The organism is Paraburkholderia sp. 40 (assembly GCF_050434105.1).
Classification (GTDB): domain Bacteria; phylum Pseudomonadota; class Gammaproteobacteria; order Burkholderiales; family Burkholderiaceae; genus Paraburkholderia; species Paraburkholderia tuberum.
Map to the genome: position 1 here is coordinate 3,920,036 of NZ_JBNPVY010000004.1, position 26,363 is coordinate 3,946,398.

General features: G+C 64.7%; 23 protein-coding genes and 1 tRNA gene. 9 read left to right on the plus strand and 15 right to left on the minus strand.

Annotated elements, in window-relative coordinates:
• The first annotated feature begins 223 nt into the window (after positions 1-223).
• Genes metX through OKW28_RS40110 form a run of 4 tightly spaced genes read left to right on the plus strand, consistent with a single transcriptional unit; the run spans position 224 to position 4,681 of the window.
• Complete coding sequence (gene metX / locus OKW28_RS40095; RefSeq protein WP_429453652.1) at positions 224-1,369, plus strand: homoserine O-succinyltransferase MetX; 1,146 nt, start codon at positions 224-226, stop codon at positions 1,367-1,369.
• A complete protein-coding gene (gene metW / locus OKW28_RS40100) occupies positions 1,366-1,974 on the plus strand; it encodes a methionine biosynthesis protein MetW (protein WP_090802214.1) in 609 nt (202 codons plus the stop codon). Before metX ends, metW begins: the two co-directional genes overlap by 4 nt.
• A gap of 14 nt (positions 1,975-1,988) precedes the next feature.
• Positions 1,989-3,383, plus strand: a complete 1,395-nt coding sequence (locus tag OKW28_RS40105; RefSeq protein WP_429453654.1) for an AmpG family muropeptide MFS transporter — start codon at positions 1,989-1,991, stop codon at positions 3,381-3,383.
• Complete coding sequence (locus OKW28_RS40110; RefSeq protein ID WP_429453656.1) at positions 3,365-4,681, plus strand: M48 family metalloprotease; 1,317 nt, start codon at positions 3,365-3,367, stop codon at positions 4,679-4,681. Before OKW28_RS40105 ends, OKW28_RS40110 begins: the two co-directional genes overlap by 19 nt.
• Before the next feature lie 60 nt (positions 4,682-4,741).
• Here OKW28_RS40110 and OKW28_RS40115 read toward each other — a convergent pair whose 3' ends face one another.
• The 5 genes from OKW28_RS40115 to gatC all read right to left on the minus strand — a co-directional run bounded on the left by OKW28_RS40115 (position 4,742) and on the right by gatC (position 9,983).
• Positions 4,742-5,521 carry an exodeoxyribonuclease III gene (locus tag OKW28_RS40115; RefSeq protein WP_429453658.1) on the minus strand — a complete coding sequence of 260 codons (780 nt, stop codon included), beginning with the start codon at positions 5,519-5,521 and terminating at the stop codon, positions 4,742-4,744.
• Between the two features lie 52 nt (positions 5,522-5,573).
• Positions 5,574-6,413: a PPK2 family polyphosphate kinase gene (locus OKW28_RS40120; RefSeq protein WP_429453660.1), complete on the minus strand. Its 840-nt coding sequence runs from the start codon at positions 6,411-6,413 to the stop codon at positions 5,574-5,576.
• Between the two features lie 142 nt (positions 6,414-6,555).
• Positions 6,556-8,031, minus strand: a complete 1,476-nt coding sequence (gatB, locus tag OKW28_RS40125) for an Asp-tRNA(Asn)/Glu-tRNA(Gln) amidotransferase subunit GatB (protein ID WP_429453662.1) — start codon at positions 8,029-8,031, stop codon at positions 6,556-6,558.
• 5 nt (positions 8,032-8,036) lie between these two features.
• A complete protein-coding gene (gene gatA, locus OKW28_RS40130) occupies positions 8,037-9,524 on the minus strand; it encodes an Asp-tRNA(Asn)/Glu-tRNA(Gln) amidotransferase subunit GatA (protein ID WP_429453664.1) in 1,488 nt (495 codons plus the stop codon).
• Positions 9,525-9,683: 159 nt separating this feature from the next.
• On the minus strand, positions 9,684-9,983 hold the full coding sequence (gene gatC, locus OKW28_RS40135) for an Asp-tRNA(Asn)/Glu-tRNA(Gln) amidotransferase subunit GatC (RefSeq protein WP_018419087.1): 300 nt from the start codon (positions 9,981-9,983) through the stop codon (positions 9,684-9,686).
• Positions 9,984-10,357: 374 nt separating this feature from the next.
• Between gatC and OKW28_RS40140 the strand changes: the two genes are divergently transcribed.
• The 5 genes from OKW28_RS40140 to rodA all read left to right on the plus strand — a co-directional run bounded on the left by OKW28_RS40140 (position 10,358) and on the right by rodA (position 16,818).
• A complete protein-coding gene (locus tag OKW28_RS40140) occupies positions 10,358-11,401 on the plus strand; it encodes a rod shape-determining protein (RefSeq protein ID WP_004189550.1) in 1,044 nt (347 codons plus the stop codon).
• Between the two features lie 154 nt (positions 11,402-11,555).
• Positions 11,556-12,692 carry a rod shape-determining protein MreC gene (gene mreC / locus OKW28_RS40145; RefSeq protein ID WP_429453666.1) on the plus strand — a complete coding sequence of 379 codons (1,137 nt, stop codon included), beginning with the start codon at positions 11,556-11,558 and terminating at the stop codon, positions 12,690-12,692.
• Positions 12,689-13,201, plus strand: coding sequence for a rod shape-determining protein MreD (mreD, locus tag OKW28_RS40150; RefSeq protein ID WP_018419085.1), 513 nt, complete (start codon positions 12,689-12,691; stop codon positions 13,199-13,201). Before mreC ends, mreD begins: the two co-directional genes overlap by 4 nt.
• Positions 13,202-13,280: 79 nt before the next feature.
• A complete protein-coding gene (mrdA, locus tag OKW28_RS40155; RefSeq protein ID WP_429453668.1) occupies positions 13,281-15,659 on the plus strand; it encodes a penicillin-binding protein 2 in 2,379 nt (792 codons plus the stop codon).
• 10 nt (positions 15,660-15,669) lie between these two features.
• On the plus strand, positions 15,670-16,818 hold the full coding sequence (rodA, locus tag OKW28_RS40160; protein ID WP_429453670.1) for a rod shape-determining protein RodA: 1,149 nt from the start codon (positions 15,670-15,672) through the stop codon (positions 16,816-16,818).
• A gap of 83 nt (positions 16,819-16,901) precedes the next feature.
• On the opposite strand, the gene OKW28_RS40165 is transcribed toward rodA, so the two are convergent.
• From OKW28_RS40165 to rsmB, 10 genes are all read right to left on the minus strand, one after another.
• Positions 16,902-17,603 (minus strand): tetratricopeptide repeat protein, encoded by a 702-nt coding sequence (locus OKW28_RS40165; protein WP_429454613.1) that lies wholly within the window; start codon positions 17,601-17,603, stop codon positions 16,902-16,904.
• 29 nt (positions 17,604-17,632) lie between these two features.
• The gene (locus tag OKW28_RS40170) at positions 17,633-18,415 is read right to left on the minus strand and encodes an HpcH/HpaI aldolase family protein (protein WP_429294279.1); all 783 of its coding nucleotides are present in this window, start codon (positions 18,413-18,415) and stop codon (positions 17,633-17,635) included.
• Positions 18,416-18,606: 191 nt separating this feature from the next.
• Positions 18,607-19,062, minus strand: a complete 456-nt coding sequence (gene queD, locus OKW28_RS40175) for a 6-carboxytetrahydropterin synthase QueD (RefSeq protein ID WP_429454615.1) — start codon at positions 19,060-19,062, stop codon at positions 18,607-18,609.
• A 9-nt stretch (positions 19,063-19,071) separates the two neighbouring features.
• Positions 19,072-19,704, minus strand: coding sequence for a 7-carboxy-7-deazaguanine synthase (gene queE / locus OKW28_RS40180; RefSeq protein WP_013088055.1), 633 nt, complete (start codon positions 19,702-19,704; stop codon positions 19,072-19,074).
• A 54-nt stretch (positions 19,705-19,758) separates the two neighbouring features.
• The gene (queC, locus tag OKW28_RS40185; RefSeq protein ID WP_187615130.1) at positions 19,759-20,490 is read right to left on the minus strand and encodes a 7-cyano-7-deazaguanine synthase QueC; all 732 of its coding nucleotides are present in this window, start codon (positions 20,488-20,490) and stop codon (positions 19,759-19,761) included.
• Positions 20,491-20,885: 395 nt separating this feature from the next.
• Positions 20,886-20,961: transfer RNA gene (locus OKW28_RS40190), tRNA-Phe, on the minus strand.
• 93 nt (positions 20,962-21,054) lie between these two features.
• Positions 21,055-21,744, minus strand: coding sequence for a response regulator transcription factor EsaR (gene esaR / locus OKW28_RS40195; protein WP_184069010.1), 690 nt, complete (start codon positions 21,742-21,744; stop codon positions 21,055-21,057).
• Positions 21,745-24,171 carry an ATP-binding protein gene (locus OKW28_RS40200; protein ID WP_429453672.1) on the minus strand — a complete coding sequence of 809 codons (2,427 nt, stop codon included), beginning with the start codon at positions 24,169-24,171 and terminating at the stop codon, positions 21,745-21,747. It abuts the gene before it with no gap.
• Positions 24,161-24,760, minus strand: a complete 600-nt coding sequence (locus tag OKW28_RS40205) for a DUF4390 domain-containing protein (protein ID WP_090802240.1) — start codon at positions 24,758-24,760, stop codon at positions 24,161-24,163. The genes OKW28_RS40200 and OKW28_RS40205 overlap by 11 nt, the downstream gene beginning before the upstream one ends.
• A complete protein-coding gene (gene rsmB, locus OKW28_RS40210) occupies positions 24,757-26,196 on the minus strand; it encodes a 16S rRNA (cytosine(967)-C(5))-methyltransferase RsmB (RefSeq protein WP_429453674.1) in 1,440 nt (479 codons plus the stop codon). Before rsmB ends, OKW28_RS40205 begins: the two co-directional genes overlap by 4 nt.
• Between the last annotated feature and the right edge of the window lie 167 nt (positions 26,197-26,363).

A 26,363-nucleotide genomic window follows, 5' to 3' on the forward strand; every position in this document is an offset into this window, starting at 1 on the left:
TGCATAACGGACCGCGCCAAGGCATCCCGAAACACGTTGCACCCGGTTTCACACCCTTTCACGCGCCGATTTGCTGACTCGATTGCGGGCGCGCGAACCCTTGGCCCCAGGCCCGCGGTTCACTATAAATGCGGCTAAAGAGGTCGTCAGCTGCGCACACCGTCCTTCTCTTCGTGCTTCGCCGACGCCGTTTAGCCGCCCTGTTGACTCAATGGCGGAATGAATGGAATCCCTCGGCATCGTCGCTCCCCAAAAAATGCATTTCACCGAGCCGCTGCCATTGCGCAACGGCAGCTCGCTCGCAGGCTACGACCTGATGGTCGAGACCTACGGCACGCTCAATGCCGCGCGCAGCAATGCGGTGCTCGTGTGCCACGCGCTGAACGCATCGCATCACGTGGCGGGCGTGTACGCCGACAATCCGAAGGACATCGGCTGGTGGGACAACATGGTCGGCCCGGGCAAGCCGCTCGATACCGACAAGTTTTTCGTGATCGGCGTGAACAACCTCGGCTCATGCTTCGGCTCGACCGGGCCGATGAGCATCGACCCCGCGACCGGCAAGCCGTATGGCGCGACCTTTCCGGTCGTCACCGTCGAAGACTGGGTCAACGCTCAGGCGCGCGTCGCCGAGGGGTTGGCCATCACGCGCTTCGCCGCCGTGATGGGCGGCAGTCTCGGCGGCATGCAGGCGCTCGCGTGGAGCATGATGTATCCGGAGCGGGTCGCGCATTGCATCGTGGTCGCATCGACGCCGAAACTGTCCGCGCAGAACATCGCGTTCAACGAGGTCGCACGCTCGGCGATCCTGTCAGACCCCGACTTCCACGGCGGCAACTACTACGCGCACGGCGTGAAACCGAAGCGCGGCCTGCGCGTCGCGCGGATGATCGGCCACATCACGTATTTGTCGGACGACGACATGGCCGAAAAATTCGGCCGCTCGCTGCGTCGCGCGGAAGGCGCGCTCGATGACTACAACTTCAGCTTCGACGTCGAATTCGAAGTGGAATCGTATCTGCGCTATCAGGGCGACAAGTTCGCCGACTACTTCGACGCGAACACCTACCTGCTGATCACGCGCGCACTCGACTACTTCGATCCGGCCAAGGCCTTCGACGGCGATCTGACCGCCGCGCTAGCGCACACCACCGCCAAGTATCTGATCGCGAGCTTCTCGACCGACTGGCGTTTCGCGCCGGCACGCTCGCGCGAACTGGTGAAGGCGCTGCTCGACCACAAGCGCACGGTCACCTATGCGGAGATCGACGCGCCGCACGGCCACGATGCCTTCCTGCTCGACGATGCGCGCTATCACAACCTGCTGCGCGCCTACTACGAACGCATTGCAAACGAGGTCAACGCATGAACCAGCGAGCGCTTGATTACCTGGCATTGCGCCCGGACTTCCGCGCGATCGCCCGCTGGGTCGAACCGCGCGCGACCGTGCTCGATCTCGGCTGCGCGGACGGCTCGTTGCTGTCGCTGCTGAACGAAGAACTGGACGTGCAGGGCTACGGCATCGAGATCAACGACGCCGGCGTGCTCGCCGCGACGCAGAAGGGCGTCAACGTGATCCAGCAGAATCTCGAAGACGGCCTGCGCCTGTTCGAAGATGGCAGCTTCGATTTCGCGGTGCTGTCGCAGACGCTGCAGACGATTCATCAGACCGCGGCGATCCTGCGCGAGACGGTGCGCGTCGGCAAGCAATGCATCGTGTCGTTTCCGAATTTCGGCTATTGGGCGCATCGGCTGTCGGTGTTGCAGGGGCGTATGCCGGTGTCGAAGTCGCTGCCTTATCAATGGCACAACACGCCGAACGTGCGTGTGCTGACGATCAAGGACTTCGAAGCGCTCGCGCCCGAAGTCGGCATCGAGATTCTCGATCGCGTCGTGCTGCATGACGGACAGGTGGTGCGTTGGGGCGTGAACTGGCGTGGTAGTCTTGCGGTCTATCGCGTCAAGAAAAGCTAACGTCACTTATCCACATGTCGAACCCGCCGCACGAGGCGCCCGCACTTACCGCTCACGAAGAACATCCCGGCTGGCGCGCGTTTTTGAATACGCGCATGCTGATTTGCGTCTTTCTTGGCTTCACGTCGGGATTGCCGCTGTTTACGCTCGTCTACCTCGTGCAGGCGTGGCTGCGCTCGGAAGGCGTCAATCTGAAGGAAATCGGCCTCTTCGCGCTGATTCAGTTTCCGTACACCTGGAAATTCGTCTGGGCACCGCTGATGGACCGCTACGTACCGCGCGTGCCCGGTTGGCGGCCCGGCAGACGGCGCGGCTGGATGCTCGTCACGCAATTGCTCGTGGCCGGCGCGATGGCGACGCTCGGTTTCGTGTCGCCACGCGAATCGATCTGGACCGTCGCCGCGCTGACCGCTCTGGTCGCGTTCTTCGGCGCGAGCTCCGACATCGTGATCGACGCGTACCGGCGTGAATTGCTCAGCGACACGCAGCAGGGCCTCGGCAACGCGGTGCACGTGAACGCGTACAAGATCGCGGCGCTCGTGCCCGGTTCGCTCGCGCTGATTTTGTCCGATCATCTGCCGTGGAGCACCGTCTTCATCGTGACGGCCGCGTTCATGCTGCCGGGCGTTCTGATGACGCTGGTGGTGCGCGAGCCCGAGGTGCACGGCGAGCCGCCGAAGAACCTGCGCGAGGCGATCGTCGAGCCGTTCAGGGAATTCATTCAGCGCGACGGCTGGCGCGCTGCCCTTTTCGTGCTCGGCTTCATCTTCCTATACAAGCTCGGCGATACGATGGCGACCACGCTGTCCACGTCGTTCTTCCTCGACATCGGCTTTTCGCGCACGCAGATCGGCGTGATCGCCAAGACCACGGCGTTCGGCGCGAGTCTCGCGGGCGGCATCGTCGGCGGGATCTGGCTGATGAAGATCGGCATCGGCCGCGGCTTGTGGATCTTCGGTTTGCTGCAGATGGTGTCGACGCTCGGCTTCGCGTGGCTCGCGCATCTCGGCCCGGATTCGCCCGGACTTGCCGCGATTTACGACATTGCCGTCGCACTGAGCCAGGGGACGACGAAGCTGCTGTCGTTCGTCGGCATCGACTGGAGCGTGCAGCTCGATCCACGCTCGGTCGCGCTCGCGCTCGTGTACGGCTTCGAGACCTTCGCCACCGGTCTCACGATGGCCGCGTTCACCGCGTATATCGCGAGCACCACCGATCCGCGCTACACCGCGACGCAGTTCGCGCTGTTCACGAGCCTCGCGTCGGTGCCGCGCACGCTCGCGTCGGCGGCGAGCGGCTATGTGGTCGCGCGGATGGGCTGGTTCGACTACTTCATCCTCTGCACCGCGCTCGCGGTGCCCGGCATGCTGCTGCTGGTGCGTATCGCGCCGTGGAGGGACCGGTCGTGAAGGTACCGATTCCGACCCGCGCGCGCCGCACCACACTCAGCGCCGTAAGCGTCCTCGGTTGCGCGAGCGTCGCGCTGGCGATGCCGGCGGGCGCCTATGCGGCCGGCACGCCGGCGACTGGCGCCAGCCCGGTGAGCGGCGCGCAAGCGCCCGCGCCGGGCGCCGCCGCCGCGACCACCAGCGGTGCGACGCCCAACCCGGCCCCGATGCCTGCGGCCAGGTCCGCGACCAGCGGCACCAGCGCCGCGGAAAACGCGACTTCGGCTGCAGCCGGCAGCAGCGGCAACAACAGCGCCGGCGGTGCCAATCCTGGCGCGGATAACAGCACCGGTGCCAACGCCGGTGCCCCGAGCACGCCCAGCGCTAGCGGTAGCGCTCCGGGCGCCGCTACTTCCGGCTCCGCGCCGCAGCCCGCGCACCCCCCCGCCACCGCCAAAGCGCCCGCCGCGGCATCGGCCCCCGCGGCCGTCCCGCCGCCCTACTACGTGAGCCCGCAACTGCGCTACGGCGGCTACATGGTGTTCCGCAACCTGATTCCGTCGTCGATGCTCGAGGCGCAGGCCGCCGAGGAGTTCAGCCAGATCGTCTACGGCGCCAGCCACGCGAACCGCCTGTACGGCGAGACGGACGCGCGCGTGACGCGCGTGCGCTCGATCATCGACCGGATGATTCCGTACTCGTTGAAATGGAACGAGCGAGCCAAGCTCTGGAAGTGGGAAGTCGCGGTGGTGCGCTCGAACGACATCCGCATGTACTGCCTGCCGGGCGGCAAGATCGTCGTCTATAGCGGGATTCTCGATCGCGTCCGCCTGAACGACAACGAGGTCGGCATGCTGATCGGCCATGAGATCGCGCACGCGTTGCGCGAGCACGCGCGCATGCGGCTCGGTCAGTTGCAGGCGAGCCAGCTCGATTCGTCCGGCACGATTCCGCAACTGTTCGGCCTCGCCGATCTGGGCATGGCGCCGCTCGGCATCGGTTCGCGTCTGCTGGAAATGAAGTACGAGAGCACCGACGAAACCGAAGCCGACGTGATTGGCAGCGATATCGCGTCGCGCGCCGGCTTCGATCCGCGCGCGGCGGTCACGCTGTGGGATAAGCTCGCGCAGGCGACGCGCGGCAGTCGCGAGCAGGGCTTCATCTACGTGCACCCGTACACGCCGGCGCGCCGCGACGACATCATCAAGCGGCTGCCGGACATGCTGCCGCTGTACGCGAAGGCAATCGGCAAGAGCGTCGACGAGTTGCCCGATTACGCAGGCATCGGTCGGCCGACCCGCAAGCCTGCGCGCGACTGATACCCCGCTTCTACCGACTGCTGGCAAGCCACTGCGCTGCACGCGCCGCTGCCGGCAGGTTTACTCTTCGACCTTATGGTCGTAGTCGACGGTCAGCGGCGCATGGTCGCTGAACTTGATATCGCGGAACACGTCGGTGCGCTTCGCCTTGCTTGCGATGCCCGGCGTCGCGATCTGGTAATCGATCCGCCACCCGACGTTCTTCGCATACGCCTGACCGCGATTGCTCCACCACGTGTACTGCTCGGGCCGCTGGTCGAGCGTGCGGAACACGTCCACATAACCGACTTTGTCGAACAGTTTGTCGAGCCATGCGCGCTCTTCGGGCAGGCAGCCCGAATTCTTCTGGTTGCTCTTCCAGTTCTTGATGTCGATTTCCTTGTGCACGATGTTCACGTCGCCGCACACGATCACCTCGCGCTCCTTCGCCAACTCGGCGAGATGCGGCATGAACTCGTCCATGAAACGGAACTTGGCCTGCTGGCGCTCGTCGCCGCTCGACCCCGACGGCACATACACCGAGACCACCGACAGCTTGCCGAAACGCAGCTCGACGTAGCGCCCTTCCGGGTCGAACTCCTCGCTGCCGAAGCCGATGACCACTTCGTCCGGCTCATGACGCGTATAGACGCCCGCGCCGCTATAACCCTTTTTTACCGCATGCTGGAAATAGCCGGTGAAATCATGCGGCGCCATGAACTCCGGCGTCATGTCATCCTGCGAGCATTTGATTTCCTGCACGCAAAGCACGTCGGCGCCCTGTTCGCCGAACCAGTCGAAAAAGCCCTTCTTGGCCGCCGAGCGGATGCCGTTAAGGTTGGCGGTAATCACACGCAACATGTCTTTCCTCTTTTGTTCGATTCGTTTCTGAAGCCAAGGGGCAAGGCCGCGTTCACTCGACCTTGATGCCCTTCAGCGATTCCTTGGCCGGCGGATATTCGAGCTTCAGCGCGTCGAGCGTGCGCAGCAGCAGTTCGGCGACCATCACGTTGCGATGCGTCTTCGACTCGGCCGGAATCACGTACCACGGCGCGTATTCGGTCGACGTCGCGGCCAGTGTGTCGCGATACGCGGACTGATACGCGTCCCACTGCTTGCGCGCTTCGAGATCCGACACGTCGAATTTCCAGTGCTTCAGCGGATCGTCGATGCGCTCCTGCAAACGCACACGCTGCTCGTCCCTTGAAATGTGCAGCATGCACTTGAGAATCGTCGCGCCGCTGTCGGCGAGCATCTCCTCGAACTGACGGATGTGGCGGCACCGCTGCTGGAACGCCGCGGCGTCGAGCGCGCCCAGCACGGTCGGCACGAGCAGGTCTTCGTAGTGACTGCGGTTGAAGATCGTCAGCTCGCCGGCCGCGGGTGCCTGCGAATGCACGCGCCACAGGAAGTCGTGCGCAAGTTCGACGGGCGTCGGCGCCTTGAACGGCACGATGCGCAAGCCGAGCGGGTCCACTTCGTGAAATACCGCGCGGATCGTGCCGTCCTTGCCGCTCGTGTCCATGCCTTGCAGCACTAGCAGAACGCGGCGCTTGCGCTGCGCGTGCAGCCGCTCCTGCAGGTTGTCGAGCAGCAGGCCTACTTCCGACAGACGCGCGCGGTCAGCGTCTTTCGAGCCGCTCGAAAACGGCTTCGCCTTCGGATCGAAATGGTCGAGCGAGAAGTGGTTTTTTTTCTTGCCGTCGTCGAAATACGGCACGCGGAAATCGTCGAGATCGGGTTGCTTTGTCATGCATACACTCCAAGGTCTACGCTTACCTACGCTCAACCGGCTGAAGCGGGTCCGCAAAATAAAACGGGCCGTTGCCCTGCTTCGATCCGGCAACGGCCCGTGGTGACACGGGCGCGATCACGCCCGGCCGCGGCACTTCAACTCAGGACAACTTCTTCTTGAGCAATTCATTGACCTGAGCAGGGTTGGCCTTACCCTTGGTTGCTTTCATCGCCTGGCCGATCAGCGCGTTGAACGCCTTTTCCTTGCCGGCGCGATATTCGTCGACCGACTTCTGGTTCGCGGCGAGCACTTCGTCGATGATCGCTTCGAGCGCGCCGGTGTCCGAAATCTGCTTCAAGCCTTTCGCCTCGATGATGCGATCGGCAGCGGCTTCGTCGGTGGCCTTCTCTTCCCAGATCGCGAGGAAGATTTCCTTCGCGATCTTGTTCGAGATCGTACCGTCGGCAATACGTTGCAGAACCAGCGCCAGCTGCGCGGCCGAGACCGGGCACGCGGCAATGTCGAGGCCTTCGCGATTGAGCTGCGACGACACTTCACCCATCACCCAGTTCGCCGCGACCTTCGCGTTGGCCGCACCGAACTTGGCGACCACCGCTTCGTAGTAAGCGGCCGTCGCCTTACTCGAGGTCAGCACGTTCGCGTCGTACGGCGTGAGTCCGTACTGCGACACGAAGCGCCGCTGGATCGCTTCCGGCAGTTCCGGCATCTCGCTCTTCACGCGCTCGACCCACGCGGCGTCGATCACGAGCGGCATCAGGTCTGGGTCGGGGAAATAGCGGTAGTCGTGCGCGTCTTCCTTGCTGCGCATCGAACGCGTCTCGCGCTTGTCCGGATCGTACAGACGCGTTTCCTGCACCACCGTGCCGCCGTCTTCGATCAGTTCGATCTGGCGACGCACTTCGTACTGGATCGCTTCCTCGAGGAAGCGGAACGAGTTCAGGTTCTTGGTCTCGGTGCGCGTGCCGAATTCCTTCTGGCCGAGAGGACGCACCGACACGTTCGCGTCGCAGCGAAACGAGCCTTCCTGCATGTTGCCGTCGCAGATGCCAAGCCACACGACGAGCGTGTGCAGCGACTTCGCGTAGGCAACGGCCTCGGCCGCGCTACGCATTTCCGGCTCGGTGACGATTTCGAGCAGCGGCGTGCCGGCGCGATTCAGGTCGATGCCGGTCATGCCCGCGAAGTCTTCGTGCAGCGACTTGCCCGCATCTTCCTCGAGGTGGGCGCGCGTCAGGTTGATGGTTTTCTCGTACGCTTCCTTGCCCGCCTTTTCATTGGCCGGCACCTGGATCGTCACCTGACCGCCCTGCACGACGGGAATTTCGTACTGGCTGATCTGGTAGCCCTTCGGCAGGTCCGGGTAGAAATAATTCTTGCGCGCGAAGATGCTGCGCGTCGCCACCGTTGCACCGATCGCGAGGCCAAACTGAATGGCGCGTTCGACCGCGCCGCGGTTCATCACCGGCAGCGTGCCCGGCAAGGCCAGATCGACGGGGCTGGCCTGCGTGTTCGGCGCGGCGCCGAATTGGGTCGCGGTGCCCGAGAAGATTTTCGAATGCGTCGACAACTGCGTGTGGGTCTCCAGACCAATCACGACTTCCCATTGTTTGGTCATGGTGCTCACACTCCTGCCGGTGCCTGACGGTGCCAGTCGGTCGCGCGCTGGAACGCGTCGGCCACCTGCAGCATCCGGGCTTCATTGAAATAGTTGCCGATGATCTGCAGACCGACCGGACGCTGCGCATTCGCGCCCGCGCCGAAACCGCACGGCACGCTCATGCCAGGCAGGCCGGCGAGGCTCACCGACAGCGTGTAGATGTCGGCCAGATACATCTGCACCGGATCGTCGCCCTTCGCGCCGATGTCCCACGCCACCGACGGCGCGACCGGTCCCATGATCACGTCGCACTGCTTGAACGCTTGCTGGAAGTCCTGCGCGATGATGCGGCGGATCTTCTGCGCCTGCAGGTAGTACGCGTCGTAGTAGCCGTGCGACAGCACGTAGGTGCCGACCAGAATGCGGCGCTTCACTTCCGGGCCGAAGCCTTCGGCGCGCGACTTCTTGTACATGTCGAGCAGATCGCGGTACTCGGCCGCGCGATGGCCAAACCGCACGCCATCGAAACGCGACAGGTTCGACGATGCTTCGGCCGGCGCGATCACGTAGTAGACCGGGATCGACAGTTCGGTCTTCGGCAGCGACACCTCGACGAGCGTCGCGCCGAGCGCTTCGTACTGCTTCAAGGCGGCGTCGATCGACGCGCGCACGTCGTCGGCGAGACCGGGGCCGAAATACTCCTTCGGCAGGCCGATGCGCAGACCAGCGAGCGGCTTGTCCGTGCCGTCGTCCTGCCACGACTTGCCGAGATAGCGCGTGTAGTCCTCGTGCCCGTGCGAGAGGCTCGTCGAGTCGCGCTCGTCGAAGCCGGCCATCGCGTTGAGCAGCGTCGCGCAGTCCGCGGCGCTTTGCGCCATCGGGCCGCCCTGGTCGAGCGACGACGCGAACGCGATCATGCCGTAGCGCGACACCCGGCCGTACGTCGGCTTAATGCCGGTGATACCCGAGAACGACGCTGGCTGGCGGATCGAGCCGCCGGTGTCGGTGCCGGTCGCGGCGGGCGCGAGACGCGCGGCCACGGCGGCCGCGGAGCCGCCCGACGAACCGCCCGGCACGGCCTTGCGGTCCCACGGATTCTGCACGGCGCCGAAGTACGAATTCTCGTTGGACGAGCCCATCGCGAACTCGTCCATGTTGGTCTTGCCCACGCACACCATGCCGGCGTTCTGCAGACGCGCGACCACGGTCGCGTCGAACGGGCTTTCGTAGTTCGCGAGCATCTTCGAGCCGGCCGTGGAACGCCAGCCCTTCGTGACGAACACATCCTTGTGCGCGATCGGCAGGCCGACCAGCGGGCCCGCATGGCCGGTGTGCAGCAGCGCGTCGGCGGCTTTCGCCTGCGCGAGCGTCAGCTCGGGATCGACCTGGATGAACGCGTTCAGGCTATTGGCCGCGTCGATCCGCTTCAGGTACAGCTGCGCCAGTTCGACTGCGGAGCATTCCTTGTCCGCGAGCGCGGCGCGCAGTTCGGTCAGACTTTTTTCATGCATTGCGTTTTATCCTGGAAAGCGCGGCAGCGTGGTCATGCTGCCGTGGAGGCGTTCGGTTGCCCGTCGGCAGACCGGACCGGCAAGGTTCGCGGCGAAGCCGTGCGGCTGCGGCACGGAGGCTCGCGCCGGCGCTAGGCCCTGGGGCCTGCCCGGCAGGTCTTATTCGATCACCTTCGGCACGAGGTACAGGCCGTCCTGCACGGCCGGCGCGGGGCGCTGGAAAGCCTCGCGCTCGACCGTCTCGGTAACGGCGTCGTCACGCAGACGCAGCGCGACGTCTTCGATCTGCTCGATCGGGTGGGCAAGCGGCGCGATGCCGGTGGTATCGACCGCCTGCATCTGCTCGACGAGGCCGAAAAAATCATTGAGCTGGGCACGCGTATGCTCGGCGTCGGCATCGGCCAGTTCGAGCCGCGCGAGATGCGCGATGCGTTTTACATCGGTCAGGGTCAGAGCCATGCAGTCACCGGGAAGGGCGGAATGTCACAAAACTTTAAAAAAGTTGCGTTGTAACAATGGGTTACGACAAGATAGGACAAGACTGGGAAAGGAATGGCGGGGTCAAAAAGTGCCCTCCGTTTCCTGCAAAACATCCAAAATTATAAGGTATCATTACGCGTTCGACCCAAACCCGGACCGACTTACCAAGGCTTTACGGACAATTCCAACAACGTCCGGCGCTTTCCGCCTTGGCTTTGCAACGGCCTCCGGTAGACTCCCCCGCAGCTTCAAGTTCCTGTGGCGCCGCTTCGCCCGGTTGAAGCTGTTATTTATTCCGCTGCCGCCCTACGCATACGGTGCGAGGCCCGGCCCCCAGCGAGACAGGATTTTGAATGTTCGGTTTTTTGCGCAGCTACTTCTCCAACGATCTGGCCATTGACCTCGGCACCGCCAACACGCTTATCTACATGCGTGGCAAGGGCATCGTTCTCGATGAACCGTCGGTCGTGTCGATCCGCCAGGAAGGCGGCCCCAACGGCAAGAAGACCATTCAGGCAGTCGGCAAGGAAGCCAAGCAGATGCTGGGCAAGGTGCCGGGCAACATCGAGGCGATCCGCCCGATGAAAGACGGCGTGATCGCCGACTTCACCGTCACCGAGCAGATGATCAAGCAGTTCATCAAGACTGCCCACGAATCGCGCATGTTCTCGCCGTCGCCGCGCATCATCATTTGCGTGCCGTGCGGTTCGACCCAGGTCGAGCGTCGCGCGATCAAGGAAGCCGCGCACGGCGCGGGCGCCTCGCAGGTGTACCTGATCGAAGAACCGATGGCCGCCGCGATCGGCGCGGGCCTGCCGGTGTCGGAAGCAACGGGTTCGATGGTCGTCGACATCGGCGGCGGCACGACAGAAGTCGGTGTGATCTCGCTCGGCGGCATCGTGTACAAGGGCTCGGTGCGCGTCGGCGGCGACAAGTTCGACGAAGCGATCGTCAACTACATCCGCCGCAACTACGGCATGCTGATCGGCGAGCAGACCGCCGAGGCGATCAAGAAGGAAATCGGCTCCGCGTTCCCGGGCTCCGAAGTCAAGGAAATGGAAGTGAAGGGCCGCAATCTGTCGGAAGGCATTCCGCGCAGCTTCACGATCTCCAGCAACGAAATCCTCGAAGCGCTGACCGATCCGCTGAACCAGATCGTGTCGTCGGTGAAGATCGCACTAGAACAGACACCGCCGGAACTCGGCGCGGACATCGCGGAGCGCGGCATGATGCTGACCGGCGGTGGCGCGCTGCTGCGCGACCTCGATCGCCTGCTCGCCGAAGAAACCGGCCTGCCGGTGCTCGTCGCCGAAGACCCGCTGACCTGCGTCGTGCGCGGCTCGGGCATGGCGCTCGAACGCATGGACAAGCTCGGCAGCATCTTCTCGTACGAGTAAGCGAGCCTTCCTCCCATGTCAGTAGCGCGGATCTGGCACACGGCCCCTTGCGGGCCGCTTTGTCATTGGCTGGGCCGACCAGCCTCCGCGCGCTGACCGCGCGCGCCTTGCGCGTCGCCGTCTCACCCAACCGCTCACGCCCCCGGCGCCGACCATGGAATACAGTCCGCCGCCCCTGTTCAAGCAAGGCCCCTCCGCTCTGGCCCGACTGGTGTTCTTCGTCGTGCTGGCGCTCGCCCTGCTGATCTCCGATGCCCGCTTCCAGACGCTCGAAATCGTCCGCGGCGTGCTCGGCGCGGGTCTTTATCCTTTGCAGCGCGCAGCGCTCGTGCCGCGCGACATCTTCATGGGCGCCGCCGACCTCGCCGTGACGAGCGCCACGCTACGCGACGAGAACGCGAAGCTGCGCGCGAAGGATCTGCGGCTGGCGCAGCAGGCCAATCTGGCCGCGTCGCTCGCCGCCGAAAATGGCCATCTGCGCGCGCTGATGCAACTGTCGCAGAGCCTCACCACGCAATCGCTGCCCGCCGAAATCCAGTACGACACGCGCGATCCGTTCACGCAGAAGGTCGTGATCGGACGCGGCGCGCAGCAAGGCATCCAGAACGGCTCGCCGGTCGTCGACGAAGATGGCGTGATCGGCCAGGTCACACGGGTGTTCCCGCTGCAGGCCGAAGTCACGCTGCTGACGGACAAGGACCAGGCGGTGCCGGTCGAAATTCTACGCACCGGCTTGCGCAGCGTGATCTACGGTACGCCGAAGGGCGACACGCTCGATCTGCGCTTCGTGCCGATCAGCGCCGACGTCCAGACCGGCGACGAGCTCGTCACGAGCGGCCTCGACGGCGTGTATCCGCCGGGGCTGCCGGTCGCGAAGGTCGTGCGCGTCGACAAGCAAGCCGACACCGCGTTTGCGCGCGTAGTCAGTCTGCCGGTCGCCGCGGTGCGTGGTGCGCGTCAGGTGCTCGTGCTGCACGTCCAGAACAACGCGCCGCCGCGCCCGGCGGACGAATCCGATGCGGCAACCGTCGCGAAGGAAGCGAAAGCGAAGAAGGGCGCCAAAGCAGCGGACGGCAAGGGCGCGGCGGACAAATCCGCCGCCAAGCCAGCCGACAGGAACGCCGCCGACAAAGCGGCGACCGAAAAGCCCGCAGCCAAATCCGTGGAAAAGGCGCCGGGCAAAGCTGCGGCCGACAAGAAGTCCGAAAAACCCGCAGCCGACAGGAAAGCCGAAAAGCCGGCCGCCGCGAAGAACGTGAAGCCGCAAGCCGAGCCGGGGGCTCAGCCATGAATCGCCCGCAATACATCCTGCAGCCGGTCAACCCGTACTTCATCGCGTTCAGCCTCGCTTCCGCGTTCCTGCTGAACCTGATGCCGTGGGGGCGTCTCGCCGGCGTGCCCGATTTCGTCGCACTCGTGCTGCTGTTCTGGAATGTCCATCAGCCGCGCAAGGTGGGCATGGGCATCGCGTTTCTGCTCGGTCTGCTGATGGACGTGCACAACGCGAGCCTGCTCGGCGAGCACGCGCTCGCCTACACGCTGCTGTCGTACGGCGCGATCACGATTCACCGCCGCGTGCTGTGGATGTCGCTCGGCGTGCAAACGTTCGCGGTGATGCCGCTGCTCGTCGTCGCGCAACTGGTGCCGTTCGTGATCCGGTTGTTGACCGGCGCGGCGTTTCCGGGCTGGAGTTATCTGATCGACGGTTTCGTCGAAGCTGCGCTGTGGCCGGTCGCCAGCATCTTGCTGCTGATGCCGCAGCGCCGCCCCGCCGACCCGGACGATACGCGCCCCATTTGATCCCGCATCGGGCCCAGCGGCCGCGGCCAGTTTGGGCGCACACTCTTGATGGCCGCCTGCCGGCCTTTTGCAGAATCGCATGACCGAATTCAAGGACACTCAACAGCAGCTCACGAAATTCCGCCTGCGCGTCGCGGCGGCGGGCCTGTTCGTGTTTGTCTGCTTCGGGCTGATCGGCTTCCGGTTCCTGTTCCTGCAGGTCTGGCACTACAGTAAGTACTCGCTGCAAGCCGATGAAAACCGCATCTCCGTCGCGCCGATCGTGCCGAACCGCGGCATCATCACCGACCGGAACGGCGTCGTGCTCGCGAAGAACTACTCGGCCTATACGCTCGAAGTCACGCCGTCGAAGCTGAACGACACGCTCGATAACGTGATCGACAACCTCGCCACCGTCGTGTCGATCGATGCGCGCGACCGTCGCCGCTTCAAGAAGCTGCAGGAAGACTCGAAGAACTTCGAAAGTCTGCCGATCCGCACGCGCCTGACCGACGACGAAGTAGCGCGCTTCACCGCGCAGCGCTTCCGCTTCCCTGGCGTCGAAGTGCGCGCGAGGCTGTTCCGCCAGTACCCGCTCGGGCCGACCGCCGCACACGTGATCGGCTACATCGGACGGATTTCGCAACGCGACCAGGACCGCATCGACGACGCCAGCGATCAGAACGCCAGCGATCCGGACCACTACGATCCGCGTCTTGACGCGAACAACTACAAGGGCACCGATTACATCGGCAAGATCGGCGTCGAGCAGAGCTACGAGACCGAGCTGCACGGCCAGACCGGTTTCGAGGAAGTCGAGGTGACGGCGGGCGGCCGCCCGGTACGTACGCTGTCGCGCACCCAGGCGACGCCGGGCAACAACCTCGTGCTGTCGCTCGACATCGGCCTTCAGCAGGTCGCCGAGCAGGCGTTCGCCGGACACCGCGGCGCGCTCGTCGCGATCGAGCCGTCCACCGGCGACGTGCTCGCGTTCGTGTCGGCACCGAGCTTCGATCCGAATTCCTTCGTCGACGGCATCGACCAGCAGACCTGGGACGAGCTGAACAACTCGCCCGACCATCCTCTCCTGAACCGGCCGCTGCACGGCACCTATCCGCCGGGCTCGACCTACAAGCCGTTCATGGCGCTCGCCGCGCTGACGCTGCACAAGCGCACGCCGAGCTGGGGCTTCCAGGACCCCGGTTACTACACGTTCGGCGGCCACACGTTCCGCAACGACGTGCGCTCGGGCCAAGGCTGGATCGACATGAACCGCGCGATCGTCGTGTCGAACGACACGTACTTCTACATGCTCGCGCACGATCTCGGCGTCAACAACATCGCGAACTTCATGAAGCCGTGGGGCTTCGGGCAGATCACCGGCATCGACATCGCCGGCGAAGCGAAGGGCATCCTGCCGTCGACCGACTGGAAGCGCCACGCGTACCGCCGCCCCGAGCAGCAGAAGTGGTACGAAGGCGAAACGGTCAGCCTCGGCATCGGCCAGGGCTACAACTCGTTCACGATCCTGCAGCTCGCCCATGCCACCGCAACGCTCGCGAACAACGGCGTCGTGATGAAGCCGCACCTCGTGCGCGACATCGAGAATCCGATCACCAAGGACACGCGGCCGGTGGTGCGCGATCCGAGCGACAAGATCGCGGTCAAGCAGCAGGACATCGACTTCATCAAGCGCGCGATGGAAGGCGTGGTCACGAACGGCACGGCGGCCAAAGTGTTCGCGGGCGCGCCGTACCAGGCGGCCGGCAAGACCGGTACCGCGCAGGTGTACTCGCTGCAAGGCGCGAACTACAAAGGTCACGCGGTCGCCGAGAATTTGCGCGATCACGCGCTGTTCATCGCCTTCGCGCCGGCCGATCAACCGAAGATCGCACTCGCGCTGATCGTCGAAAACGGCGGCTGGGGCGCGGAGTCGGCCGGTCCGATCGCGCGCAGGGTGCTCGACTATTACCTGGTCGGCAAGAACAAGCCCGGCGCGGAAGAAGCGGCCGTCGCGGTAGCGGCATCGACCACGCTCGAAGCATCCGCGCCGCAGGTCGGCGATACGCCGGCCTCGCATGAGGGCGCTCACTCGCTCAAGATTGCGGCGGGCTTTACGGCACTGCCGATGCCGGGGGCGGCGGCTGCCGCAGCGGCCTCGGGTGCGTCGACGGCCGTTGCGGCTTCGGGCGCGAATGGCGCGTCTGCGCCGGTGGCGGCGTCGGCTGGCGCGGCGGCAACGGTGCCGGCGGCCAGCGCGCCGGCAGCGGCTTCGGCCACCGCGGCGCGCGCGGCCTCGGCGGCGAAGCCGGCATCGGCTTCGTCCGCGGCAAAGAAATCCGCGTCGCGTACGTCCGGCGCCCCGCACCAACCCCGTCCGGCAAGCGAGCCGGCGCCGAGCGTCGCGGCACCATCGCGCGAGGACAGCTTCCAGGGCGCGTCGCCGCGCCAGCCGGCCGCCGGCGGCATCGACGAATAAGGAGAAAGGCATGCAATTCGACAAGCGCGCCTGGCTCGAGCGCATCAAGCGGATGTTCGTAGGCTTCGACCGTCCGCTCGCACTGATCGTGTTTCTGCTGCTGTGCGTCGGCATCGTCACGCTGTACAGCGCGACGCTCGACATGCCGGGCCGCGTCGAAGACCAGTTGCGCAACATCCTGCTCACCTTCGTGCTGATGTGGGGGCTCGCCAATGTGCCGCCCAATACGCTGATGCGCTTCGCGGTCCCGCTCTACGCGTTCGGGATCGCGCTACTGGTCGCGGTCGCGATGTTCGGCCTTACGCGCAAGGGCGCGAAGCGCTGGATCAACGTCGGCGTGGTGATCCAGCCATCGGAAATCCTGAAGATCGCGACACCGCTGATGCTCGCCTGGTACTACCAGCGCCGCGAAGGCGTGATGCGCTGGTACGACTACCTGGTCGGGTTCGTGATCCTCATCGTGCCGGTCGGCCTGATCGCGAAGCAGCCCGACCTCGGCACGGCCGTGCTCGTGTTCGCGGCCGGCCTGTTCGTGATTTACTTCGCGGGGCTGAGCTTCAAGCTGATCGTGCCGGTGCTGATCGCGGCCGTGATTGCGGTTGCGTCGATCGCGGCGTTCCAGGACAAGATATGTCAGCCCGAAGTGCAGTGGCCGCTGATGCACGACTACCAGAAGCACCGCATCTGCACGCTGCTCGATCCGACCTCGGACCCGCTCGGCAAAGGCTTCCACACGATTCAAGCGGTGATCGCGATCGGCTCGGGCGGCCCGCTCGGCAAGGGTTGGCTGAAGGGTACGCAGGCGCATCTGGAGTTCATCCCCGAGAAGCACACCGACTTCATCTTCGCGGTGTTTTCGGAAGAGTTCGGTTTGGCAGGCGGAATCGTGCTGCTCACGCTGTACATGCTATTGATCGCGCGCGGGCTCTACATCGCGGCAAACGGCGCGACATTGTTCGGGCGATTATTGGCCGGCTCGTTGACGATGGCGTTCTTCACGTACGCGTTCGTCAATATCGGCATGGTGAGCGGGATTTTGCCGGTGGTCGGCGTGCCGTTGCCGTTCATGAGTTACGGTGGCACCGCGCTGACTACATTGGGCGTCGCGATCGGGCTGATCATGAGCGTCGCGCGACAGAAGCGGTTGATGCAGAGCTAACCCGTAGCTAGCGGTACGCTAGCAAACGACAATGCAAAAAAGGGCGCTCGCTGCGAGCGCCCTTTTGCTTTCTTGCTGCTTCATTACTGCGGCTTCACTTCCTTCTGATCGCGCAGCTGCGCGCTCAACTGCTGATACTTCAGGCGCGCGGCCGGATCGCCCTGCGCCGCCGCGGCCGCGTAATACGCGCGCGCCACATTCAGATTCCGGTCGACGCCATCGCCGCCACGCTCGTAGAACGAGCCGGTCACATACTGCGCGGTCATGTCGCCGCCCTGCGCCGCTTTCTTGTACCAGACGAACGCCTGCTTGTTGTCACGCTCGGTACCGCGTCCGTCGAGGAACTGATTCGCGAGTGCGAGCTCCGCCTGCACATGGCCCTGCGCGGCCGCCTTCATGAACCAGCGATGCGCCTCCACCGGATCGCGCTCGACGAACTCGCCATCGTCGTACATCTTGCCGTACACGTATTGCGCGTGCGACATGTTCGCGTCGGCGGCCTTGCGCAGCCACTTCTTGCCTTCGTCGACGTTGACCGGCGTGCCTTCGCCGTTGAGCAGCATCATCGCGTAATTGAACTGGGCGAGCCGGCTGCCGCGCTCGGCGGCCTGGCGGAATTCGGTCAGCGCCGCGCCGAGATTGCCGGCGTTGTAGTCGGCCACCGCGGATTGCGTCTGCGGATCGTTCGCTTTGGCGACGTCATCCTGTGCATACGCGGCGTTCCACGCCCCAGTCGCGAGCAGCGCCACCGCCATGGTCACTTGCGCGGTCACTCGCGTGATCATCCGCCCGGCGCCCCCCAGCACTCTGCCGTTCATGACCTCACCTCCTGTAATGCCTGGCGCGTCGCGCGCAACATCCAGATCACGTCGGCGGCTAGCGCGACGAAGCGAAAACCGGCGTCGCGATGCTGCCGCGCGCTCGCCACGTCCATCGCGAAGATGCCGGCGGCAATGCCGGCCTTGTCCGCCGCGCTGACTATACGCGCCATCGCGACCTGCACGTCCGCGTGTTTCGCGTCGCCGAGATGACCAAGGCTCGCGGCCAGATCGGCCGGACCGACGAACAGGCAATCGACGCCCGGCGTCGCCGCGATCTGCTCGACCTCCCGCAAGCCGCGCGCCGATTCGATCTGCACAATCGTCGCGATCTGTGCGTTGGCCGTCTGCACGTAATCACGCCGCATGCCGTAACCGGCCGCGCGCACGACGCCCGCGACGCCGCGCAGGCCGTCGAGCGCCTCGGCGGTCGGATATTGGGTGAGCCGCACGGCGCGTGCCGCGTCTTCAGCGGATTCGATGTTCGGGAACATCAGCGTTCGCGCGCCGGCGTCGAGCACGCGCTTGACGAGCCACGGCTCGCTCGCGGGCACCCGCACCACCGGCTCGCTCGGCAGATGGGCGGCGGCAATCGCGCGCAATTGCGACTCGACGCCGCCGCTATCGTTGGGCGCGTGCTCCATGTCGATCAGCAGCCAATCGAAGCCGGCGTGCGCGAGTGCTTCCGCGGCGGCCTCGCTGCCGAGCGACAACCACAGCCCGATCAGCGGCGCGTTGTCCTTCAGACGTTGTTTGAGGGAGTTGGTGAAGGTGCTCATCGGCTGGCCTCGCGCAGGTTTGCAGCGCGAAGCGGGGCCAGATAGCGAATCAGGCAGGCACCGGGGCGCTGACGGCCTCGTTGCCTGCTGCGACGCAATGCGGTGACCGGCATGTCTCGCTCCGTGTGTTGGTCGGAACGATCATACCGTGACAATAACGCGAGAGTTCGTTCGCGCGGCGGGGCGTGGATTCAGGTGTGAAGCGAGTCGCGGACCACCTCGGCCCAGCAATTCGGCGTCTCGTACAGACGCACTTTGTGCAGGCGCAGGTTCACGCCGTAGTGCGCGTCGTAGACGTTTGCGAGAATGTCGAACGCAATCGCGGCGAGGTTTTCGACGGTCGGAATGCGATCGATCACGACCGTCTTGTGACCCGCCATGCTGTCGAGGAAGTCACGCACCTGCGTGTCGCCTTCGTAGACGAGAAACGCGTGGTCCCACTTGTCGACCAGGTGCTCGTTGGCGAGCGACTTCACGTCAGCAAAGTCCATCACCATGCCGCGATCGGGCGCGCCTTCGGTGTCGACCAGATCGCCTAGCAGCGTGATTTCGAGCACGTAGCGATGGCCATGCAGATTACGGCACTGGCTGCGGTGATCGGGAATGCGGTGGCCCGCGTCGAATTCGAGTTTTCGGGTAATCGTCAGCACGGCAAATCAGGGAATGTTCAGATACTTGTGAGTCTGCATCGACAGGCGCCACTGCGGATGACGTTTGCACCAGTCGATCGCGAGCTTCGTGTTGATGTCGCGCGACGGGCCGTCCATCGGTTGGACGAGGAAATACTCGAAGTCGAGCTTGGCGTAGTCGGCGAGGCGCTGGTTGTCCTGCGGGATCACGACCTTCAGTTCGTTGCCCTTCGTCACGACGAGCGGCGCGTCGGCCTTCGGGCTCACGCAGATCCAGTCGATCGTGTCGAGCACCGGCAGCGAGCCGTTGGTCTCGATCGCGATCTCGAAGCCGGCCGCGTGCAGCGCGTCGACGAGCGGCTGATCTATCTGCAGCATCGGCTCACCGCCGGTGCACACGACGAAGCGTTCGCCCTCGCCTTGCGGCCATTGCGACGCGATCATCGCGACCAGTTCGTCAGGTGTGCGGTACTTGCCGCCGTTCTCGCCGTCGGTGCCCACGAAATCGGTGTCGCAGAACCGGCAGACGGCTTCCGCGCGATCCTCTTCGCGGCCCGACCACAGATTGCAGCCCGCGAAACGGCAGAACACGGCCGGCCGCCCGGCATTCGCGCCCTCGCCCTGCAACGTGTAGAAAATTTCCTTGACCGCGTACGTCATGCTGCTTTCTGTCCTGTGTTCCTGAATCAATGATGGGCGCTCTCGCGCGAGCCGTCAGACCGGCTCGGTGACTTTTTCGCCGGCGAGGTAGGCCTCATAGCCACGTTTGCGCAACCGGCATGCCGGGCATTCGCCGCAGCCGAAGCCCCATGAGTGCAACTCGGCCCGTTCGCCGACGTAGCAGGTATGCGTCTCGACGCGCACCAGTTCCACCAATGCGTCGCCGCCGAGCGCGCGCGCGAGGCGCCACGTGTCGGCCTTGTCGAGCCACATCAGCGGCGTCTCCAGCGCGAAGCGCGTGTCCATGCCGAGATTCAGCGCGACCTGCAGCGCCTTCATCGTGTCGTCGCGGCAATCGGGGTAGCCCGAGAAGTCCGTTTCGCACATCCCGCCGACCAGCACCTGCAAACCGCGCCGATACGCGATGGCCGCGGCGATCGTCATGAACATCAGATTGCGGCCCGGCACGAACGTGTTCGGCAACCCATTGGCCGTGGCTTCGATTTCGATCTCGCGCGTCATCGCGGTGTCGCTGATCGCGCCGAGCAGCGACAGGTCGATCGTGTGATCGTCGCCGAGACGATCGGCCCACGCCGGAAACGCACGCACGACGGCCTGACGGAATCCTTCGCGGCATTCGAGTTCGACACGATGACGCTGACCATAATCGAAGCCGACCGTTTCGACCGTGTCGTAACGGTCGAGCGCCCACGCGAGACACGTGGCGGAATCCTGGCCGCCGGAAAACAGCACGAGCGCGCTACGCTTAGCGTCTTTGCGGATCACCGTGATACTCCGTGAATGAGAGTGCCACGTCGCGCTGCGCGAGGTGCGCCATGCAAGCAACGCGGCGCGACGTGTGCCGGCACTGTGCCGGCCCAAAGCAGTATAGGTCGCGCGTTGCGCGGGAACGTGGCTGGGCGCTTATACCGCCGATCGTCGGGCGAAGGATTGGGTACTTCGGTGCGACATGCTCGGCACTGCATTCGCGCGGTGCACGACCGCGTGCGACGCCTGCATGCAAGTCCTTGAACTGGCGCGATTTTATCACGCGACACCGAATGTCGCCGACGCCAGCTGTCCCACGCGCGCGGCTTCAACTGCATGGCAAGCCGAAGTGACGACTTGTCCGCCAAACGGAAAAGCCCCAGGGAATCTTGCGATTTCCTGGGGCTGAATCCTGGTGGCCTGGGGCGGAATCGAACCACCGACACGCGGATTTTCAATCCGCTGCTCTACCAACTGAGCTACCGGGCCAACGAAGAGCGAAACTATATCAAGCGATCCGCACTTCAGCAAGCCCTTTCATAAATAATTTGCCGGGCCGCGTTCGCATGCAACACGTGGCGCTCACTCCCCTTTGTTCTTGCCGAGATCGACGCCGAGTTGCTTCAGCTTGCGATAAAGATGCGTGCGCTCGAGACCTGTCTTCTCCGCGACACGCGTCATGCTGCCGTTCTCGCGCGCGAGGTGATATTCGAAGTACGCGCGCTCGAACGCATCGCGCGCATCGCGCAGCGGAATGTCGAACGAGATCGACGCGGTTTGCGCGGCGAGCGCGCCGCCGCCGACGCCATCGGACGACAGTATCGGCAACGCGGCCGCCGACGCGACTGACGATGCGCTGACCGGCAACGCCGGCTTCGCAGCCACGCCGCCAGGCACGGCCGCCGCGTTACCACGCGCGAGTCCCTGCTCGACCGCCTTTAGTAGCTTCTGCAACGCGATCGGCTTTTCGAGGAAGTTGAGCGCGCCGATCTTGGTGGCCTCGACCGCGGTGTCGATCGTCGCGTGACCGGACATCATGATGACGGGCATCGTCAATTGACCTTGCGCGGCCCATTCCTTGAGCAGCGTCACGCCGTCGGTGTCCGGCATCCAGATGTCGAGCAGCACGAGATCCGGCGCCTGACGCAGACGGAACTCGCGCGCCTCCTGCGCGTTTTCAGCGGCCTCCACGACGTGTCCCTCGTCGCTGAGGATCTCCGAGAGCAGTTCCCGGATGCCCATTTCATCATCTACCACCAGGATGGTTGCCATTTACGCTGCCCTTGTCTGCACTGTTGCTTTTGTGGTTCCCTGCGACGCGCCGCCGTGCGCCGGATGCGCAACCGAACCAGGTGCACCCGGCTGCGCGGGGTCGTCCGCCAGTTGAAGGAAGAGAATCGAAATCTGCGCGCCTTCGATCACGTCGCCGGCCTTCATGCGATTGCGAATGTCGATGCGCGCGCCATGTTCGTCGACGATCTTCTTGACCATCGCAAGTCCCAGACCCGTACCCTTGGCCTTGGTCGTCACGTACGGCTCGAACGCGCGCGTGAGGATACGCGCGGGGAAGCCTGGCCCGTTGTCCGACACTGTCAGACGGACCGCGACGCGTGCCTTGCCTTGCGCGTCGGGGTCTCCGTATTCTACTGTCCTCGTCTCGAGCAAAACACGCGGATGCGCGACTTCGGCGACCGCGTCCTGCGCGTTCTGCAGCAGGTTGTGGATCACCTGACGCAACTGCGTTGCGTCGCCGCGTATCGCGGGCAAGGCCGCGAGTTCGACCTGGATCGCGCCCTTGCCTTCTTCGATACCGTACAGCGTGAGCACCTCGCTGACCAGACCATTCAATTGCAGATGCGCGAGTACCGCGGGCGGTGTGCGCGCGTAGTCGCGGAAATCGTCGACCATCCGCTTCATCGCGGCGACCTGATTGACGATCGTCGTCGCGCCGCGCTTCAGCACGTCCGCATCCGACGGCGCGAGCTTGTCGGCGAGTTTCATCTGCAAACGCTCGGCCGACAGTTGAATCGGCGTGAGCGGATTCTTGATCTCGTGCGCGAGGCGCCGCGCGACTTCGCCCCATGCGATCGAACGCTGCGCGGAGATCACGTCGGAGATGTCGTCGAACACGATCACGTAGCCCGCGGTCTGCATATCTTCAGCGTCGCGCTCGTTCGCCGCGACAAGGCGCGCGCCGCGCACGAGCAGCGTGAGCGGCTCGGTTTCGCCGGGCAGCGGCACCGAGAACTGTTGCTGCCAATGGCCGTTGTGGTCATGGCCGTCTTCACTCGCCGCTTCGCGATCGGCGAATGCCTTGCGCACCATCGCGCCGAATTCGCCGAGCACGCCGATCTGATCGAGCGAGGAACCGAGCACCGTCTGGAACGGCTGACGGAAAATCCGCTCGGCGCCTCGATTCGCGGTGGTCAGCCGGAATTGCCGGTCGAACACGAACACACCCGCGGTCAGGTTCGCGAGGATGCTCTCGAGATACGCCTTCGAATGCTCGAGCGCGATACGATTTTTCTCGACCGCCCCGCGCGCTTCCGACAACTGCCGCGTCATTGCATTGAACGACTGCGTGAGGAAACCGAGTTCGTCGCGCGACTTGATCTCGCGCTTTGGCGTGTAGTCGCCCTCGGTGATTTCCTTCGTGCCCTGCGCGAGCAGGAATAGCGGCCGCGCGAGCTGATTGCCGAGCGCCAGCGCGAGCATCATCGCGATGAAAGTCGCGAGAAACAGCGACAGGGTCAGCGTGCCGATGTACATCTTGCGCAAGCCGGTGCGGCCGAGCGCCTTCTCCTGATACTCGCGATACGCGCGCTGCACTGAATCGGCATTGCGCGCAAGTGTCGTCGAGACCGGCTGCGTCAGTTGCAGGAAGCGCTCGGCGGGCTGCAACAGCGACGCGTTCGCATCGGGAATACGCTGCACCACGCGCAGACGTAGCGCTCCCTTGCCGCCGTGCGCATTCGGATCGCCGTCCACTTCGCCTTCGATCGCCGCATAGCCGTGGCCACGCGCCTGCTCGATCATCAGCGGTGTCGGCAGATCGTTCGGCAGGAGCATCGCGTAGTTGCCGGACGCCTGCGCGACCACGTGCATGTCCGGCGTCGCGCCAGACATGCTGCGGGTCGGCTCGACGATCGTCGCGTCCTGCACACCGAACTGGTCGCGCAAACGCAGCAGCGTCAACGTGGTGCCGGCCGCATCCGCGCTCGCGAGCTGCTCGGACATCAGACGCGCCTTCGTCTGCAGATCGGACAGCGACGCGTCGAGCATGCCGCGCCCGAGGTTGAGGCCGGACGCGAGCGCGGTTTCGACGTTCACGTCGAACCACGACTCGATGCTGCGCGACACGAACTGATAGGACACGATATAGATAATGCCGCCCGGCACCACGCCGACCAGCGCCATGAAGAACGCGAGCTTCGCGAGCAGCCGTGTGCCGAATTTGCCCGTGCGTAATCGCACGATGATGATGACGACGAGCGTCGCCACCACCAGCAGAAAGATCAACGCGACCGCGACGTTGGCCGCATACAGCCACTGGTAATAGCGGTCGAAGAATTCGGTGTTCGCGCTGGCGGCGGCCAGCAACACGAGCAGCAACACGGCCGTCACCGCGACCGTCGACACGAGCACGCGCACGACGATGCTGCTGACACTGGTGGAAGATGAGCGCACTTTATTTAGCACGATCGGCGGCCGTGAAAGTGAAGCGCTTCCAATCGGAGGCGAGGTTCCAGTCGCGGTTGTTCACCGCGTCGATCTGGAACGGCTTGGGCATCAGCCCGATGTCGAGTTGCATGCGCACGGACGCGTTATAGGTTTCGCCGACCCGCACCTGATTGCGGTCGATCACGTGCCACGACGTCACGTGCTTGATCACCGCGAGCGCATCGTTGAGCGTGGAAAAGCCGAGCTGCAAGCCGCCCGACTGCACGCTCGACACGCGATATTCGCGCGTGAGTGGCTGAAACGACAGCCGCAAACTTTGCGACACGCTGACCGGCTGCTCGTCAAACCAGTACCAGCGCGGCCGGCTCAGTTCGAAATCGGTCGTGAAATAAAGCGGAATGCCTTTGTTGACCGCGTCTTCGAGATTGCTGTTCAGCTCGAATTCGAAATGCGCGTCGAGACTCCAGCCGCCATTGTCGGCCTGCAGCGACGCCCGCTGCACCGCGATCGAGTCAGCGTGCGCCGCGCCCGGCGCTGCAAGCCAGACGGCCAGCGCGATCCAGAGCACGGCAGCGAGCCGAAGCGGGAAGAAGCGTTTTATGGTCACCGTTTCTGAAAGCGCGCGTAGAAAAATCCGTCGTGGTCTGAGTTCGTGCCGGCGCTGAATTCAGCGGGTCGTTCAGCATGAGAACCGGCCGATGGGTCGGCGGGCGCGCGGGCAACTGAGGGTAAAAGCTGCCCCGGCGCGTCCAATCGTACCGCATCCTGGTGCTGGTTTCCAAACCACTGTGCCTGCAACTCGCCCTCCTCGGGGAAGATCGAACAGGTAACGTAAAGCAACTCGCCGCCCGGTTTCACGAGCGGCCACAGCGCGTCGAGAATGCGGCGCTGTTCGGCGACGAGCGCGGCGATATCGGACTGACGACGCAGCCAGCGAATATCCGGATGACGCCGCACGATGCCCGACGCCGAGCACGGCACGTCGGCGAGGATGCGGTCGAACGGCTGGTCGAGGTCGTCGTGCCATTGCGCGGGGTTGCCCGCGTCGCCGATGCGCACTTCCGCTTCGAGCTTCAGACGCCGCAGGTTATCGCCGATGCGGCGCGCGCGAGACGCATCGCTTTCGAGCGCGACCAGTTGAATGTTGGCGAGTTCGAGCAGATGGCCGGTCTTGCCGCCAGGGGCCGCGCATGCGTCGAGCACGCGCATGCCGTCACGCACGCCAAGTAATTGCGCCGCGAGTTGCGCAGCTGCGTCCTGCACGGACACGACACCTTCGCTGAAGCCCGGAATGCGCTCGACCGGCATTGGCATCGCGAGCGTGACCGCGTGCTCGCCAGCCTTGCTTGCGGCGATCTGCTGGCGTTGCAGCACTTGCAGATAGGCGTCGACCGTCGAATGGCGCGCGTTCACGCGCAACGTCATCGGACCCTGCGTGTTGCCGGCGGCCAGCACCGATTGCCACGCCTCGGGCCATGCGCGCTTCACCGCGTCGATCCACCAGGCCGGATAGTTCCAGCGCGCTACTTCATCGGCTTGCACGGAGGCGAGCAACGTGTCGCGCTCGCGCAAGAAGTTGCGCAGCACCGCGTTGACGAGCCCCTTCGCGAACGCGAACTCGCGACGCGCGCCAATCACCCTGACCGCCTGGTCGACGACCGTGAACGGCGTGTAGGCGGCGCTCGCTTCGTCGTCGACGAGCAGCGCGAGCGCGCACGCGAGCACATGCGCGACGTGCGGCGGAGGCGCCTTCTTCACCAGCTTCGCGATCAGCCACTCGGCGGTCGCGAGACGGCGCATCGTGCGATAGGCGATATCCTGCACCGCGCCGCGCGCTGCTGCGGCGCTGTCCTCGGGCACCGCCACGAAAACGCTTTGCAGCGCCGCGGGCAAGGCCGCGCCGAGACGCACGGCGCCGACGGCCTGGGCCGCGCAATCGAGTGCGAACCCGAGCGATTCGGGCGACAGTTGCAGCGTCGACAAACGGGATTCGCGCGAACGCGCCGACGAGGAAGCAGAACGCGAAGAAGGCTTTGAAGTCATGAAGGGAGCAAGGGCAAGCCGCACGGTGCGCGCGGCGCAATCAGCGCACATTGTAGCGTGGCGCCGGTGGGGCGCCGCCATGCGTGGGTGTTCGCCGTAGACGCTGTCGCGCAGTGGCGACGAACGGTGCGAAAAAAAGCGGGCCTCGCGGGCCCGCTCTTCAGTAA

Coding starts and splice junctions, on each gene's coding strand:
- OKW28_RS40105 (WP_429453654.1), top strand. CDS start 1,989: ATGTCGAACCCGCCGCACGAGGCGCCCGCACTTACCGCTCACGAAGAA.
- esaR (WP_184069010.1), bottom strand. CDS start 21,744: ATGGCAACCATCCTGGTGGTAGATGATGAAATGGGCATCCGGGAACTG.
- mreC (WP_429453666.1), top strand. CDS start 11,556: ATGGAATACAGTCCGCCGCCCCTGTTCAAGCAAGGCCCCTCCGCTCTG.
- OKW28_RS40140 (WP_004189550.1), top strand. CDS start 10,358: ATGTTCGGTTTTTTGCGCAGCTACTTCTCCAACGATCTGGCCATTGAC.
- gatA (WP_429453664.1), bottom strand. CDS start 9,524: ATGCATGAAAAAAGTCTGACCGAACTGCGCGCCGCGCTCGCGGACAAG.
- OKW28_RS40170 (WP_429294279.1), bottom strand. CDS start 18,415: ATGAGCACCTTCACCAACTCCCTCAAACAACGTCTGAAGGACAACGCG.
- mreD (WP_018419085.1), top strand. CDS start 12,689: ATGAATCGCCCGCAATACATCCTGCAGCCGGTCAACCCGTACTTCATC.
- metX (WP_429453652.1), top strand. CDS start 224: ATGGAATCCCTCGGCATCGTCGCTCCCCAAAAAATGCATTTCACCGAG.
- metW (WP_090802214.1), top strand. CDS start 1,366: ATGAACCAGCGAGCGCTTGATTACCTGGCATTGCGCCCGGACTTCCGC.
- queE (WP_013088055.1), bottom strand. CDS start 19,704: ATGACGTACGCGGTCAAGGAAATTTTCTACACGTTGCAGGGCGAGGGC.
- OKW28_RS40165 (WP_429454613.1), bottom strand. CDS start 17,603: ATGATCACGCGAGTGACCGCGCAAGTGACCATGGCGGTGGCGCTGCTC.
- OKW28_RS40115 (WP_429453658.1), bottom strand. CDS start 5,521: ATGTTGCGTGTGATTACCGCCAACCTTAACGGCATCCGCTCGGCGGCC.
- rodA (WP_429453670.1), top strand. CDS start 15,670: ATGCAATTCGACAAGCGCGCCTGGCTCGAGCGCATCAAGCGGATGTTC.
- mrdA (WP_429453668.1), top strand. CDS start 13,281: ATGACCGAATTCAAGGACACTCAACAGCAGCTCACGAAATTCCGCCTG.
- OKW28_RS40120 (WP_429453660.1), bottom strand. CDS start 6,413: ATGACAAAGCAACCCGATCTCGACGATTTCCGCGTGCCGTATTTCGAC.
- gatB (WP_429453662.1), bottom strand. CDS start 8,031: ATGACCAAACAATGGGAAGTCGTGATTGGTCTGGAGACCCACACGCAG.
- gatC (WP_018419087.1), bottom strand. CDS start 9,983: ATGGCTCTGACCCTGACCGATGTAAAACGCATCGCGCATCTCGCGCGG.
- rsmB (WP_429453674.1), bottom strand. CDS start 26,196: ATGACTTCAAAGCCTTCTTCGCGTTCTGCTTCCTCGTCGGCGCGTTCG.